Genomic DNA, 14,827 nt, shown 5'->3' with positions numbered 1-14,827 from the left:
AGATTTAGAGAATATACATGCAACCTGGGAAAAGATTTTTAGTCTGGCTGGCGGGTTTGAGCGTACTCGGTTTTCTGGCAACCGATATGTATCTGCCTGCTTTCGCCGCCATACAGGCCGACCTGCAAACGCCTGCGTCTGCTGTCAGTGCCAGCCTTAGTCTGTTCCTTGCCGGTTTTGCCGCAGCCCAGCTTCTGTGGGGGCCACTCTCCGACCGTTATGGTCGTAAACCGGTGTTATTAATCGGCCTGACAATTTTTGCGTTAGGTAGTCTGGGGATGCTGTGGGTAGAAAACGCCGCTACGCTGCTGGTATTGCGTTTTGTACAGGCTGTGGGTGTCTGCGCCGCGGCGGTTATCTGGCAAGCGTTAGTGACGGATTATTATCCTTCACAGAAAGTTAACCGAATTTTTGCGACCATCATGCCGCTGGTGGGTCTATCTCCGGCCCTGGCTCCTCTGTTAGGAAGCTGGCTGCTGGTCCATTTTTCCTGGCAGGCGATTTTCGCCACCCTGTTTGCCATTACCGTGGTGCTGATTCTGCCTATTTTCTGGCTCAAACCCACGACGAAGGCCCGTAACAATAGTCAGGATGGTCTGACCTTTACCGACCTGCTACGTTCTAAAACCTATCGCGGCAACGTGCTGATATACGCGGCCTGTTCAGCCAGTTTTTTTGCATGGCTGACCGGTTCACCGTTCATCCTTAGTGAAATGGGCTACAGCCCGGCAGTTATTGGTTTAAGTTATGTCCCGCAAACTATCGCGTTTCTGATTGGTGGTTATGGCTGTCGCGCCGCGCTGCAGAAATGGCAAGGCAAGCAGTTATTACCGTGGTTGCTGGTGCTGTTTGCAGTCAGCGTCATTGCGACCTGGGCTGCAGGCTTCATTAGCCATGTGTCGCTGGTCGAAATCCTGATCCCATTCTGTGTGATGGCGATTGCCAATGGCGCGATCTACCCGATTGTTGTCGCCCAGGCGCTGCGTCCCTTCCCACACGCAACTGGTCGCGCCGCAGCGTTGCAGAACACTCTACAACTGGGTCTGTGCTTCCTCGCAAGTCTGGTAGTTTCCTGGCTGATCAGTATCAGCACGCCATTGCTCACCACCACCAGCGTGATGTTATCAACAGTAGTGCTGGTCGCTCTGGGTTACATGATGCAACGTTGTGAAGAAGTTGGCTGCCAGAATCATGGCAATGCCGAAGTCGCTCATAGCGAATCACACTGATCTATATCGATATACTTATACTTAGGCTGCTAACAAAATTTTGTTGTATGATTGAAATTAGCGGCCTATACTAATTTCGAGTTGTTAAAGCTACGATAAATATTATGTTTTTACGGGGACAGGATCGTTCCCGACTCACTATGGATGGTCATTTCGGCAAAGGTTCCTCCTTTCCCTCTGTTCTACGTCGGATTATAGACTCGCGGTTTTTTCTGCGAGATTTCTCACAAAGCCCAAAAAGCGTCTACGCTGTTTTAAGGTTCTGATCACCGACCAGTGATGGAGAAACTATGAGTTCATCGTGTATAGAAGAAGTCAGTGTACCGGATGACAACTGGTACCGTATCGCCAACGAATTACTTAGCCGTGCCGGTATAGCCATTAACGGTTCTGCCCCGGCGGATATTCGTGTGAAAAACCCCGATTTTTTTAAACGCGTTCTGCAAGAAGGCTCTTTGGGGTTAGGCGAAAGTTATATGGATGGCTGGTGGGAATGTGACCGACTGGATATGTTTTTTAGCAAAGTCTTACGCGCAGGTCTCGAGAACCAACTCCCCCATCATTTCAAAGACACGCTGCGTATTGCCAGCGCTCGTCTCTTCAATCTGCAGAGTAAAAAACGTGCCTGGATAGTCGGCAAGGAGCATTACGATTTGGGTAATGACTTGTTCAGCCGCATGCTTGATCCCTTCATGCAATATTCCTGCGCTTACTGGAAAGATGCCGATAATCTGGAATCTGCCCAGCAGGCGAAGCTCAAAATGATTTGTGAAAAATTGCAGTTAAAACCAGGGATGCGCGTACTGGATATTGGCTGCGGCTGGGGCGGACTGGCGCACTACATGGCATCTAACTATGACGTAAGCGTGGTCGGCGTCACCATTTCTGCCGAACAGCAAAAAATGGCTCAGGAACGCTGTGAAGGCCTGGATGTCACCATTTTGCTGCAAGATTATCGTGACCTGAACGACCAGTTTGATCGTATTGTTTCTGTGGGGATGTTCGAGCACGTCGGACCGAAAAATTACGATACCTATTTTGCGGTGGTGGATCGTAATTTGAAACCGGAAGGTATATTCCTGCTCCATACTATCGGTTCGAAAAAAACCGATCTGAATGTTGATCCCTGGATTAATAAATATATTTTTCCGAACGGTTGCCTGCCCTCTGTACGCCAGATTGCTCAATCCAGCGAACCCCACTTCGTGATGGAAGACTGGCATAACTTCGGTGCTGATTACGATACTACGTTGATGGCGTGGTATGAACGATTCCTCGCCGCATGGCCAGAAATTGCGGATAACTACAGTGAACGCTTTAAACGAATGTTTACCTATTATCTGAATGCCTGTGCAGGTGCTTTCCGCGCCCGTGATATTCAGCTCTGGCAGGTCGTGTTCTCACGCGGTGTTGAAAACGGCCTTCGAGTCGCTCGCTAAAGGCTATTCTATCGCCCCCTCTCCGGGGGCGATTTCAGATCAGGCTTCTGTACCTGGTTGATTCATGGCATTTTCTCGTGCCGCCAGCACACGTTCTACCGTATCTACCACTGCCTGAGTTTGTGGATCAATTTCAATGTTGACGCGTGCGCCGAGTTTTTTCTTCCCAAGAGTCGTGCGTTCCAGAGTTTCCGGAATTAAATGGACGCAAAAACGCGTTGGCGTGACTTCGCCGACGGTCAGGCTAATACCGTCGATGCCAATAAATCCTTTGTACAGGATATATTTCATCAACTGACTATCCTGGACTTTAAACCAGATCTGGCGATTATTTTCCGAGGTTAATATTTTCGCCACTTCAGCGGTGGTCATAATATGACCTGACATTAAGTGTCCGCCAATTTCATCACTGAATTTCGCCGCACGCTCAACGTTTACCCAATCCCCCACTTTTAAATCGCCAAGATTGGTAATGCGTAACGTTTCTTTCATCAGGTCAAAACTGACATGGTTGCCGTTAATTTCCGTCACGGTCAGGCAGCAACCGTTATGCGCCACGGAAGCACCTGTTTCCAGGCCGTCCAGCATGTGGTCGGGTAACTCCACCACATGCGTACGAAAATTTGGTTTCTCGTCAATCGACACCAGTTTTGCGGTGCCCTGTACAATCCCCGTAAACATACTTACAACTCCTGAAATCAGTTAAGACATTCTGTTCAGCACAATAGCAGGTGGCAAACGCCCTTACCAGTGAAGGGGTAAGAATGACTATTTTTTCACTGGAGAATTAATAAATCCTCGCTACAATAGACTGAATTTCCCCTGCTTCTTCTTTTTGCTGCCCATTCAGGCGGCTTTTTAGTCTCTCATATAACTACAAATAAAAGGTGTTCACGTGCAGAAGTATATCAGTGAAGCGCGTCTGTTATTAGCATTAGCAATCCCGGTGATTCTCGCGCAAATCGCCCAAACTGCGATGGGTTTTGTCGATACCGTGATGGCGGGCGGCTATAGTGCCACCGACATGGCGGCGGTCGCTATCGGTACTTCTATCTGGCTTCCGGCGATCCTCTTTGGTCACGGACTGCTGCTGGCATTAACGCCGGTTATCGCGCAATTAAATGGTTCCGGTCGACGTGAGCGCATTGCGCATCAGGTGCGACAAGGTTTCTGGCTGGCAGGTTTTGTTTCCGTTCTCATTATGCTTGTGCTGTGGAATGCAGGTTACATTATCCGCTCCATGGAAAACATCGATCCGGCTCTGGCGGACAAAGCCGTGGGTTATCTGCGTGCGTTGTTGTGGGGCGCGCCGGGCTATCTGTTCTTCCAGGTTGCCCGTAACCAATGTGAAGGTCTGGCAAAAACCAAGCCGGGTATGGTAATGGGCTTTATCGGCCTGCTGGTGAACATTCCGGTGAACTATATCTTTATTTATGGTCATTTCGGTATGCCTGAGCTCGGTGGCGTTGGTTGTGGCGTGGCTACTGCGGCGGTGTATTGGGTCATGTTCCTTGCCATGGTTTCTTACATTAAACGCGCCCGCTCCATGCGCGATATTCGTAACGAAAAAGGCACCGCGAAACCCGATCCTGCGGTTATGAAACGACTGATTCAACTCGGTTTGCCGATTGCGCTGGCACTATTCTTTGAAGTGACACTGTTTGCCGTCGTGGCTCTGTTAGTGTCTCCGCTCGGTATTGTTGATGTCGCAGGACACCAGATTGCCCTGAACTTTAGTTCACTGATGTTTGTGCTTCCAATGTCGCTGGCGGCAGCGGTAACTATCCGCGTAGGTTATCGTCTGGGTCAGGGCTCAACGCTGGATGCGCAAACCGCTGCGCGGACCGGGCTTATGGTGGGTGTCTGTATGGCAACCCTGACGGCCATATTCACGGTTTCACTGCGGGAGCAAATCGCCCTGTTGTACAACGACAATCCCGAGGTTGTAACGCTGGCTGCGCATTTGATGTTGCTGGCGGCGGTATATCAGATTTCTGACTCAATCCAGGTGATTGGCAGTGGGATTTTGCGTGGTTATAAAGATACGCGTTCCATTTTCTATATCACCTTTACGGCTTACTGGGTGCTGGGCTTGCCAAGCGGCTATATTCTGGCACTGACCGATCTGGTCGTTGAACCTATGGGGCCAGCAGGCTTCTGGATAGGCTTTATTATTGGCCTGACGTCGGCAGCCATTATGATGATGCTGCGTATGCGGTTCCTGCAACGTCTGCCGTCAGTTATCATTCTGCAACGAGCATCCCGCTAATAAAGACAAGGCGCAACCTTCACGGGTTGCGCCTGTGTTTTTACGCAGGCTGGAGCGTTGCGCCAATCCCGTCTTCGTCTGGCTGTAATTTCAGAGCGCTGCACAGAGTTTGCCGACTGGCATCTGTTATCTCAACGTGTATATCCCCGGTAACTTCCCCTTTCACATTGATGAAGTCAGGTGAGATTTCTTTCGCACTGGTTTGCAGGCAAATCGCTCCCTCTCCGCGCAGGCGTTTCACTTTCAGTTGCACATGCGTTGCCGCACCAGTGATCAGCCACAGTTTTCCGCCATTCAGATTGATGTTACCAACAATAAAAGTGACACCGTCACCTTTTACCGTACTGCCGTCGAGAATCAACACACCGCCCTGCTGTACAGTAATCGTTGATTGTTGCAGATCTGCGCCATAGCCAATAATCATTGAAGCGCCGTCCAGTAATGCAACACTCCCGGTCAGTTCAACCGGTGCGCGATCTTCCTCTACGACAAAATTTTCGTCCGCGCTGGTGGGTGACAACAGGATCACTGTTCCACCTTGTATTACCGCATTTTCCAGCGTACCGGCATGCACTTCAGCCCGACCACCCACATTCACGGACAGGTTTTGCGTCTTACCGGAACTGTAGAGCTGAAGGCCATCCGTCCCCAGACGATAAATGGATCCATTCTCAACAATAGTGTCAGAGTCTTCACCACCGAGATTATTCATGGTGCCACCAGCAAGCAACGTATCACTGGCTTTCCCGGCCAGCATAAAAACGCCGCCCTGATTAATCTCACAATTGCTGGCTTCCCCACCTGGATACACCAACAATTCACCACCTTCATCTACCACGACCGCTGAGGTTGTCCCATTAACCAACAGGCCGCCCTCTTGATCGAGAATGATTTTTTCCGCGCGATGTCCTTCCAGTACACGCAGGTTACCGCCATTTTCCAGCAACAAACCGCAGGCATAACCCTGATCAACGCTGAATTCACCTTCGGGATGGCGGCCATTAACCGTAGCGAGCGTAGAGAGACTAATTGCGCCTCCCTCGGACTGAACAATATCTGTGGCAATGGCACCGTCGCTGACCGATAGCGTGCCATTGTTACCGTACTGTGTGCATTTGGCGATCCCACCGGTTGCCACTTTCAACCAGCCAGCCCCCGTGACCACGGTATTTTCGGCTCTTCCGCCAGCTTCAACAATCAACTCGCCTTCAGTAAGTTGCGTCGCGCCAATGACCTCGCCGGTCTTAACAATTTGCACATTCCCGTCGCTCATCAAGTTTTTCGCATCAGATCCCATGATTTATTCCTTTGCTGCATCTGTGTGCCTTTATTGCTACCTAAGTGTAAAGGCTACGGAGGATTTATCCACGACAGATTTGAGATGGTGGCAAACAACTCTGTTTAAACTCTGATACACGAATTATTGGGTTGTATCAGATGTAAATGCGATCCTGAATAAAAATCGCCCTTGCAAATCAACAAAATATAGCCAATTTGCTTAAAAGCTCTGCAAACGGTCGAAATAGCGCAGAAAATTACGTTTTGCCTCTTGCCACCTTCCCACTCTGCCGCTAATATTCGTCCCCGTTGTCACCTACAACGTTGCGTTCATAGCTCAGTTGGTTAGAGCACCACCTTGACATGGTGGGGGTCGTTGGTTCGAGTCCAATTGAACGCACCATCCTGCGTCCGTAGCTCAGTTGGTTAGAGCACCACCTTGACATGGTGGGGGTCGGTGGTTCGAGTCCACTCGGACGCACCAGATTTTCTTAATCTGGTCTTCTCCTTTTTCCCTCTGTTTCTTCTCTGTATCCAATACGTTAAAAGATTTACACTGTCTTCGTATGCGTTATCAGAAGGAGAATCGCTATGGCAACTTTGTTACAACTTCATTTTGCTTTTAATGGCCCATTTGGCGACGCAATGGCTGAGCAGCTTAAACCGCTTGCTGAGTCGATTAATCAGGAACCTGGTTTTCTGTGGAAGGTATGGACAGAAAGTGAAAAGAACCACGAAGCCGGTGGGATCTATCTTTTTACTGATGAAAAAAGCGCCCTTGCCTATCTGGAAAAACATACTGCCCGACTTAAAAATCTCGGCGTTGAGGAAGTTGTCGCCAAAGTTTTCGATGTCAATGAGCCACTGAGTCAAATCAATCAGGCAAAACTCGCCTGACAGAATTTAATCAAGGGCGGTTAGCGCCCTTTTCATCCCTGTCTGAAATTTCTCAAATTCTAAAAATCTCAACCAAACTTATCTGATAACACTAAATTCGAAAGAATGCGTACAGGTAAGTAACAATGAAAAAAATTGCTATTGTGGGTGCCGGGCCTACGGGGATCTACACCTTATTCTCGCTTCTACAGCAACAAACTCCACTTTCTATTTCTATCTTCGAGCAGGCTGACGAGGCCGGTGTCGGGATGCCATACAGTGATGAGGAAAACTCAAAAATGATGCTGGCAAATATTGCCAGTATTGAAATACCGCCGATTAATTGTACGTATCTCGAATGGCTACAAAAGCAAGAAGCCAGCCATCTCCAGCGTTATGGCGTTAAAAAAGAAACCTTGCACGATCGTCAGTTTTTACCGCGAATTCTGCTGGGCGAATATTTCCGCGATCAATTTTTACGATTAGTAGACCAGGCACGACAGCAAAAATTTGCAGTGGCTGTTTATGAATCATGCCAGGTTACCGATCTGCAAATTACAAATGCTGGCGTCATGCTCGCTACAAATCAGGATTTACCCAGCGAGACGTTTGATTTAGCGGTGATTGCCACGGGTCACGTCTGGCCTGATGAAGAAGAAGCAACCAGAACGTATTTTCCCAGTCCGTGGTCAGGCCTGATGGAAGCAAAGGTCGATGCGTGTAACGTGGGTATTATGGGAACATCCTTGAGCGGACTGGATGCGGCAATGGCAGTGGCTATTCAGCATGGTTCGTTCATTGAAGATGATAAACAACACGTCGTTTTTAACCGCGATAACGCAAGTGAAAAGCTAAATATTACGTTGATGTCGCGCACGGGTATTTTACCCGAAGCCGATTTCTATTGCCCTATTCCCTACGAGCCCTTACACATCGTCACCGATCAGGCATTAAATGCTGAGATTCAAAAAGGTGAAGAGGGCCTTTTGGATCGGGTATTTAGATTGATAGTAGAGGAAATCAAGTTTGCTGATCCAGACTGGAGCCAACGCATAGCCTTAGAGAGCCTGAATGTCGATTCCTTTGCTCAAGCCTGGTTTGCCGAGCGCAAACAACGCGACCCATTTGACTGGGCAGAAAAAAATCTCCAGGAAGTCGAACGCAATAAACGAGAAAAACATACTGTTCCCTGGCGTTATGTCATTCTGCGCCTGCATGAAGCCGTACAGGAAATTGTTCCTCATCTGAATGAACACGACCATAAACGGTTCAGTAAAGGCCTTGCCAGGGTTTTCATCGATAATTATGCGGCAATCCCTTCAGAGTCTATTCGTCGCCTACTTGCCTTACGTGAAGCGGGAATCATTCATATTCTCGCCCTCGGTGAAGACTACAAAATGGAAATTAATGAGTCGCGCACCGTCCTGAAAACGGAAGACAACAGCTACTCGTTTGACGTTTTTATTGATGCCCGCGGACAGCGTCCGCTTAAAGTGAAAGATATTCCTTTCCCTGGGCTACGCGAGCAATTACAGAAAACAGGGGATGAAATCCCTGATGTTGGCGAAGATTATACGTTACAGCAACCCGAAGATATTCGTGGACGCGTAGCGTTCGGCGCGTTGCCCTGGTTGATGCACGACCAGCCTTTCGTTCAGGGACTTACGGCATGTGCAGAAATTGGTGAGGCGATGGCTCGGGCGGTCGTAAAGCCTGCATCCCGTGCTCGTCGGCGTCTTTCGTTTGATTAAAGGTAAAGCTATCAGCACTCAACAAACTGATGCTGTTCATTAAGACGATAGCGGACTCCGGTTCGAATATTGTTTTCACCTTCAATGGCGACGGCGAAGCGAACTCTTTCGCCGTCATGATATGCCAGTGCGGCGCTTCCCCCTGGCCCGAGAATAATTGAGTCGACCACGCCCGTGCTCACTACCGTTGAATTTTCACCGCTGGCAATGATGTGTACATTGTCGCCGCTGTTGGCAATTCTGGCGTTTGCGCCAAAGCTGGCGATTTGCACCAGGTCACCATTACTGGCGACATGACACCGTTCACCCAATGTACAAACGCGTACTCGCATTCCGGTATTCGCAATCCGACTACTATCTCCAGCGCTGCTTATCCGCGAAGAATTACCGGTTACAGCAACCCGTGCGCGTTCACCGGAGCTGCCAATGTGACTGTTAAAGCCGACACTTCCAATCCGCACGCTATAACCCATACTGGCAATTTGCGCGGCATACCCAGCGGTTGCGATTCGGGCGTTATCCTCACAACAGCCGATGCGAGCATGATCGTCGCTGCGGGCAAACTGACTGCAAAATGGTATCTCTCCGGGGTCTGTGGCCAGTTTTTGCATAGAGGAAACTTCCTGATGCGCGAAGTTTTCATCCGCCAGCCATTTTTTCCACGCATACTCAACCAGACTCTCCGCCCAGTCCGTATATCCTTCCTCAATCAGTGCATGATGAATATCGGCATAACTACCGCCGCGTGGGAAATGGCGCAGGAACCAGCGATACATCACCGCTCCGATACGCCATTCTCGCAGGTCTGCTCGTGTAATGATCATTCGTTAGTGCCGGTGATAGCCATCGACCATGCTTTTAAAGGTTTCGTGTGGCGTACGCCCCGTGGTGCAAAGATAAAGATGACCGAAGATAAAAAAGAGGCTTATAAATGCCAGAGCAAAATGCGCCTGCAATAACCAGTATCTTACGCCAGGAAACACATCTCCCACGGCTTGCGGATAGAGACACAGCAGCCCCGTCAATAGTAACAACGGCAGCAATCCATACATAACACCAACATAGGCGACCTGCTGTAAGGGATTAAATTTAGACTGGGTTGTTGCCGGGAAAGGATGTTCTTCCCCCTGCATAATGCCAAACAAATAAAATCGCGTTTGTTTTGCCGCTCGCTCCAGCCACCCCTGACGACGAATGCGATAGTGGTGACCATTACCCCCAACGGCATTGATCAGCACAAAGCCGAGCCAGCATGCGAGTAACAAAAATCCGCAAACTTCATGCACCGCAACCAGACTTTTAACCGCAGTTGCGCCCACCAGCGCAAAGTGATTTATCAGCCCACTTGCCAGCAACAATACAAAGAGTAACGCATTCGACCAGTGCCATAATCTGACCGCTTTGCAGTAAAGATAAATCTTCTCACCATAATCGGTGACTGATTTCTTCACGCCACGAGCACGAAGCAAGGCATGCAGCCCCAGCACCAACCACATCCCAACCAGCAATACTCCGGCAATGATCAACCACACCGGCCAAAATTCGGGAGTGAACTGTGGCACATAGTTCGCTAACTGGCTCTGAAACTGTTCAGCATGTTGCGACGGGTTCATACATTTTCCTTTTTAATCAAATGTTGACCGAACCGGCGATACAGATGCGGTTTCCCGGCACCAGGTAGCTGATATTGATAGTATTTATTTTGCTGCAACCACGCCTGAATTTCTGGGCTATCTTCGCGACCAAAGATCAATGCGTGTTCCGGGCAGGCGCTGACGCAAATGGGCGGAAAGCCTTTTGCCAGTCGGGACTCAGCGCAGAAATCACATTTATCTGCCACTTTAGTGACAGGGTTAAGGTAGCGAACCTGGTACGGACAAGCGCCAATGCAATAACTGCAGCCGATGCACTGCGATTTTTCTACCCGCACGATCCCCTGCTCATCACGCCACGACGCCCCTGTCGGGCATACGTCGATGCACGGAGCATCTTCGCAGTGCTGACATGACTGGCGAAAAAAGTGATACTGCGTTTCGTTATCGTTATCGGTGACTGGAATGTGTGCTATCGATAAACGGCTTCCCTGAGCGGGGACGTGGTTAGTTTTACGGCATGCGCGGGCGCAAATATTACAGCCATTGCACCGTGACTCGTCATGAATCATGGCATACCGAACTTCCTTTTCTTGCCTCGTGTTCGCTAACAGAGAAGACGCAGAACCAGTAAAAAAGATTACTGTTCCCATCCCCAGAACAAATTTGCGTCGAGTGAAGGACATCTGATTATCCCCTAATGCAGTGGCTGCAACTGTCCACCCTATCCATGACATCTCCCTGAAATTTCAGGGGTTCTGAAACTGCTCTACCTCGAACCATTCGCATAAGCCATAAGCCTTGCCATAGGTCATAAATCGCTCGCTAAACAAGTACAACACCGCCGTCGATGACTCCACCTGCCGTATATCGGCATATTCAGGTGCAACATCCATCGCGGCGATCGCGGCTTCAATCTGCGCTTCCTGGAAGTAATATGGCGCTTGCATCAGCATGGCGACTTTGTAAGGACGAGGATACGTCTGGCACTCAAAACGAACGGCGTGTGCAATGGCGCGACAAATGTCCTGCTCCACAACTTGCAAAGACATCGCCGCGTAGTTTTCACTCATGGCCTGCGTTGAGTAATAGTAATCATCCTGGCTTCCCGTCATACAAGCGATATCCGCGTAGTCTCCGTTCTGCTTAATGCTTTCCAGCAAAACTGACAGCTCCTCTTCTGCAACCGAATAGGGTGGCGAGAGAAACACGGCGCGCGCCACCAGCTGCCCAGCCACAGAATGCTGGCGAATGAACTCTGCCAGGATTTCAGCCGGTTCTGGTTCGGTTACCGTATCAACGGGGTGACGCATCCCCTGTAACCATTGCCGCTTCGCCTCGTCAACTTCGCTGACTTTCGCTAACGGCAATTCATCCCGATGGTTCATCTCACCCATTCCTTACGCAGGCAGTAGATTGTGTGCTGCCAGATCGGCGGCAATATCTTCCAGCCCCAGACGCTGCAATGTTTCGCGGGTCGGACAACCAAGCTGTGGGTCCCAGCCCATTTCTTTGTAGAACATCGTGAGCGAAGCATGCATATCGTCACGATCCATTTTGTCAGTACCTTCAGTAAAGACCGGGATCTGCGGATCCTTGTCGAATACCCAGGAACAGATAAGATCGTGTTCATTACGCATATCTTTGGTTTGCATCAGTTTTACCGTGTAGGCACGATGCAACGTAAAGATACGCTCTGCAGCTAAATCTAATTTTTCCTGAGTCATCTCTTCGCCGGTGATCGCTTTGAAGAATTTGGCTTCAAGCGCCAGATCGCCCCGGTAATTACGGCTTTTCAGCGGCGAAACGGTCATTGGCCAGACCCAGTTGCACAGGGTGACGGCGTTATGCAAACAGACCCGCAACAGCGACCACTTTGCATATTTAATTTTTGCGTCATTGATTGGCGTGTAGTTTTTGGTTTCATCGTAGGCATCTTCAGAACCAAAAAGCTCTTTCGCCACTTCACGCTGCAGTTTCAATGGCAAACCCGAACCAATAAAATTGATATGGGTATGCGTCATGCAGTCACGGTTGAACATACAGTTAACAATGGAACCGACCTGCGCTGACGCTTCATTGGCATGGTGAACCGGATAGCCAAACGGCGACCAGAGTTTATTTTTTGCGTAGCCCCAGTACTCTTCACCCAAATTCCAGCGTTCTGCGATGGCATATGAACCATCAGCCAGGTGACTCAGCTCACCCACACGATGCGCCAGACGGTAGTAAAAATCTTTAATGAAATTAACGTCACCCGCTTCCAGTTGATCCCAGTGAATTTCCGCATACTCTTCAGCTGGCAGAACACGCTTGAACACCCCTTTGCTGTAACAATAAGTAAAGTCGCGATGCAGCTGCCCGTAGTTACACCATAGGCCGTAGTCATCGAACAAATTCAGACCAACCAGGTTACCAATCACACGACCATCGTCTTTATCTTCAAAATCTTTCGGCCCGTTCGGGAAGATGGTGGTATGGACAAAGTTGGCTACACAAGTGTTACCACCTGTGCTGGGCACGCCAAACTCTTTCACCCGAGGAATATTCATTTGGGTCATACAACGGATCGGGCAAGAGTGGCAGCCACTCATTTTTACTGTGTATTTCTCTGCCGCCGGACCTAAGTCAAAAACGGATTTATAGGTACGAAAGCCGACCGTGTTCTGATTGCCTGGCGGAATTTCCCCCGTTTCAATCGGACCACCTTCAGCCGCGCCCCAAAACAGCCCTTTACGTGCTGTCCAACGTGACTTGGGATCTGAATACTCTGCCCACGATTGCGGCGTACTTGGCACGACATGGTTGTTATTCGCACCAATAAGTTCAGTCATCATGTAATCGTTGAGACGCTTCATCTCCTGACGATCGGCAATGTTGACCCCTTTCGTCCCTTCAACCGCAATCGCTTTCAGGTTTTTCGAACCCATAATTGCGCCAGTTCCCGCACCGCCGCTGTGGTTACGGCTATTCAACATGCCAGAGAGAGGAACAAGGTTTTCCCCAGCCTGACCAATAGCCGCCACACAGGTTTCCGGACTGGTCAATCGACAAATTTCTTCCGTCGTTGCGCGCGTCCCTTTTCCCCATAAGAAATCGGCTTTTTCCAGGCTAACTTTGTCATCTTTAATCTTCAGCCATACCGGTGATTTCGCCTTCCCTTCGATAATAATGACGTCGTATCCAGCGAATTTCATTTGCGCTGCAAAAAAGCCACCCATATGGGCATCGACAACTAAATTTCCTTTGGTAAAAGTAGAAAGTGAGGTGATATTTACGCGAGAACTACAGGGGGCACCAGATCCAGTTAATGGGCCGGTAGCAAAGACTAATTTATTCGCTTCATCGAAAGGTTTCGTGCCTGGCGGTACTTCGTCATACATAATTTTGTAGCCGAAGCCCATGCCACCGACAAAACTTTTAAACTTACTGGAATCTTCGAGGGTAATATTTCCTGTCGTGAGATTGACTCTTAATATATTACCTGTCCAACCGTTAGCCATGATTTTTTCCTTTGCAAGATTCACACAGTAATATCTTTCCACTCGATAATTTTTAACGCCCCTGTTGGGCAGGCGTTTGCGCATTCACCGCATAACACACATTTCGAGGATTTTTTACTTTCGGTATTTACGGTGGCCATCATCCACGGGCATGCCGTAGTACAGGCGCTACAGCCAATACAGCGTTTATGATCGACGGTAATACAGCCTTCTTTCTGCTGCCAGGTAATCGCACCAATCGGGCAGACGTTCATGCATTGCGGCTCTTTGCATTGACGGCAGGTGTCCGCGGTATAGTTGAGATCGCCATACAGGCCGCCGCCAGAGCCAACCCCGTTGTCGCCAAAGAAATAATTGCGGTGGATTTTGATACGGGAGAAGAATGTCCCTACTGAGCCATCGTTGAAGTTGGTACAAGAGATTTCACAGCGGTGGCAACCCGTGCATCGCGCTCGCTGGGTCACCAGCACCCCTTTGGGTGTATTTATCAACCCTACTGTGCCGCTATCAATATCTTCCTGTTTGCAACCCAAAAGTGACAGTAACGCAGGGGCAATTGTTAGACCAGCAAGGCCTTTTCCTGATATACGCAAGAATTCTAATCGCGTTAAGCCAATATCTAATAGTGGACGATCAACCGGGTTCATTTATTTCGCATCCTCTTCGCAAACACAGTGCTGACAATTCAGCAGCCTGATATTAAGCATTCAACTAATACGCTGCTGACTCTGTCCCCAACACCAGATATTTTCCCTAACCCGATAGTGTATGAGAAAAGATTTAACGCCGATAAACTAATCCTTTATGGTTAGGAGAAAAAATAATGTGATTATTCTGAGCCCTTAACATTGATCGTTATCAATTAAAATTACAAAGCAAGAAATTATAAG

At 49.1% G+C, this 14,827-nt stretch carries 13 protein-coding genes and 2 tRNA genes; 7 read left to right on the top strand and 8 right to left on the bottom strand.

Annotation, left to right across the window (positions count from 1 at the left end; translation table 11 throughout):
• The first annotated feature begins 17 nt into the window (after positions 1-17).
• Both punC and cfa read left to right on the top strand, forming a co-directional pair.
• Positions 18-1,229 carry a purine nucleoside transporter PunC gene (gene punC, locus E0D98_RS06570; RefSeq protein WP_001182363.1) on the top strand — a complete coding sequence of 404 codons (1,212 nt, stop codon included), beginning with the start codon at positions 18-20 and terminating at the stop codon, positions 1,227-1,229.
• Between the two features lie 290 nt (positions 1,230-1,519).
• Positions 1,520-2,668: a cyclopropane fatty acyl phospholipid synthase gene (cfa, locus tag E0D98_RS06565; RefSeq protein WP_000098911.1), complete on the top strand. Its 1,149-nt coding sequence runs from the start codon at positions 1,520-1,522 to the stop codon at positions 2,666-2,668.
• Between the two features lie 39 nt (positions 2,669-2,707).
• Here cfa and ribE read toward each other — a convergent pair whose 3' ends face one another.
• The gene (gene ribE / locus E0D98_RS06560) at positions 2,708-3,349 is read right to left on the bottom strand and encodes a riboflavin synthase (protein WP_000493947.1); all 642 of its coding nucleotides are present in this window, start codon (positions 3,347-3,349) and stop codon (positions 2,708-2,710) included.
• Positions 3,350-3,563: 214 nt separating this feature from the next.
• On the opposite strand from ribE, the gene mdtK reads away from it, so the two are divergent.
• Positions 3,564-4,937 carry a multidrug efflux MATE transporter MdtK gene (gene mdtK / locus E0D98_RS06555; RefSeq protein WP_001174942.1) on the top strand — a complete coding sequence of 458 codons (1,374 nt, stop codon included), beginning with the start codon at positions 3,564-3,566 and terminating at the stop codon, positions 4,935-4,937.
• A 40-nt stretch (positions 4,938-4,977) separates the two neighbouring features.
• On the opposite strand, the gene E0D98_RS06550 is transcribed toward mdtK, so the two are convergent.
• Positions 4,978-6,234, bottom strand: coding sequence for an AIDA repeat-containing protein (locus tag E0D98_RS06550; protein ID WP_000534293.1), 1,257 nt, complete (start codon positions 6,232-6,234; stop codon positions 4,978-4,980).
• 307 nt (positions 6,235-6,541) lie between these two features.
• On the opposite strand from E0D98_RS06550, the gene E0D98_RS06545 reads away from it, so the two are divergent.
• The 4 genes from E0D98_RS06545 to E0D98_RS06530 all read left to right on the top strand — a co-directional run bounded on the left by E0D98_RS06545 (position 6,542) and on the right by E0D98_RS06530 (position 8,842).
• Positions 6,542-6,618 (top strand) — tRNA-Val (locus tag E0D98_RS06545).
• Between the two features lie 4 nt (positions 6,619-6,622).
• A tRNA-Val gene (locus E0D98_RS06540) sits at positions 6,623-6,699 on the top strand.
• 107 nt (positions 6,700-6,806) lie between these two features.
• Positions 6,807-7,112, top strand: coding sequence for a monooxygenase (locus tag E0D98_RS06535; protein ID WP_000212657.1), 306 nt, complete (start codon positions 6,807-6,809; stop codon positions 7,110-7,112).
• Positions 7,113-7,237: 125 nt separating this feature from the next.
• Positions 7,238-8,842 (top strand): FAD-NAD(P)-binding protein, encoded by a 1,605-nt coding sequence (locus E0D98_RS06530; protein ID WP_000716922.1) that lies wholly within the window; start codon positions 7,238-7,240, stop codon positions 8,840-8,842.
• Positions 8,843-8,853: 11 nt separating this feature from the next.
• Here E0D98_RS06530 and ydhT read toward each other — a convergent pair whose 3' ends face one another.
• From ydhT to E0D98_RS06500, 6 genes are all read right to left on the bottom strand, one after another.
• A complete protein-coding gene (gene ydhT / locus E0D98_RS06525; RefSeq protein WP_000587560.1) occupies positions 8,854-9,666 on the bottom strand; it encodes a protein YdhT in 813 nt (270 codons plus the stop codon).
• Between the two features lie 3 nt (positions 9,667-9,669).
• A complete protein-coding gene (phsC, locus tag E0D98_RS06520) occupies positions 9,670-10,455 on the bottom strand; it encodes a thiosulfate reductase cytochrome B subunit (protein ID WP_001069997.1) in 786 nt (261 codons plus the stop codon).
• Positions 10,452-11,120: a 4Fe-4S dicluster domain-containing protein gene (locus E0D98_RS06515; RefSeq protein WP_001310861.1), complete on the bottom strand. Its 669-nt coding sequence runs from the start codon at positions 11,118-11,120 to the stop codon at positions 10,452-10,454. The genes phsC and E0D98_RS06515 overlap by 4 nt, the downstream gene beginning before the upstream one ends.
• A gap of 63 nt (positions 11,121-11,183) precedes the next feature.
• Positions 11,184-11,822 (bottom strand): YdhW family putative oxidoreductase system protein, encoded by a 639-nt coding sequence (locus E0D98_RS06510; protein ID WP_001299088.1) that lies wholly within the window; start codon positions 11,820-11,822, stop codon positions 11,184-11,186.
• Between the two features lie 12 nt (positions 11,823-11,834).
• Positions 11,835-13,937 (bottom strand): aldehyde ferredoxin oxidoreductase, encoded by a 2,103-nt coding sequence (locus tag E0D98_RS06505; protein WP_001273517.1) that lies wholly within the window; start codon positions 13,935-13,937, stop codon positions 11,835-11,837.
• Positions 13,938-13,957: 20 nt separating this feature from the next.
• Entirely contained in the window at positions 13,958-14,584 is a 627-nt protein-coding gene (locus E0D98_RS06500; RefSeq protein ID WP_001070230.1) for a ferredoxin-like protein, read from the bottom strand.
• Positions 14,585-14,827: the final 243 nt, after the last annotated feature.

This window comes from Escherichia sp. KCJ4928, assembly GCF_004352695.1.
GTDB lineage: Bacteria > Pseudomonadota > Gammaproteobacteria > Enterobacterales > Enterobacteriaceae > ECMA0423.
Note: the sequence above shows the minus strand (reverse complement) of the source record. Positions and strands in the feature narration are given on the sequence as shown.

Coding starts and splice junctions, on each gene's coding strand:
- punC (WP_001182363.1), top strand. CDS start 18: ATGCAACCTGGGAAAAGATTTTTAGTCTGGCTGGCGGGTTTGAGCGTA.
- cfa (WP_000098911.1), top strand. CDS start 1,520: ATGAGTTCATCGTGTATAGAAGAAGTCAGTGTACCGGATGACAACTGG.
- ribE (WP_000493947.1), bottom strand. CDS start 3,349: ATGTTTACGGGGATTGTACAGGGCACCGCAAAACTGGTGTCGATTGAC.
- E0D98_RS06550 (WP_000534293.1), bottom strand. CDS start 6,234: ATGGGATCTGATGCGAAAAACTTGATGAGCGACGGGAATGTGCAAATT.
- E0D98_RS06535 (WP_000212657.1), top strand. CDS start 6,807: ATGGCAACTTTGTTACAACTTCATTTTGCTTTTAATGGCCCATTTGGC.
- E0D98_RS06530 (WP_000716922.1), top strand. CDS start 7,238: ATGAAAAAAATTGCTATTGTGGGTGCCGGGCCTACGGGGATCTACACC.
- ydhT (WP_000587560.1), bottom strand. CDS start 9,666: ATGATCATTACACGAGCAGACCTGCGAGAATGGCGTATCGGAGCGGTG.
- phsC (WP_001069997.1), bottom strand. CDS start 10,455: ATGAACCCGTCGCAACATGCTGAACAGTTTCAGAGCCAGTTAGCGAAC.
- E0D98_RS06515 (WP_001310861.1), bottom strand. CDS start 11,120: ATGTCCTTCACTCGACGCAAATTTGTTCTGGGGATGGGAACAGTAATC.
- E0D98_RS06510 (WP_001299088.1), bottom strand. CDS start 11,822: ATGAACCATCGGGATGAATTGCCGTTAGCGAAAGTCAGCGAAGTTGAC.
- E0D98_RS06505 (WP_001273517.1), bottom strand. CDS start 13,937: ATGGCTAACGGTTGGACAGGTAATATATTAAGAGTCAATCTCACGACA.
- E0D98_RS06500 (WP_001070230.1), bottom strand. CDS start 14,584: ATGAACCCGGTTGATCGTCCACTATTAGATATTGGCTTAACGCGATTA.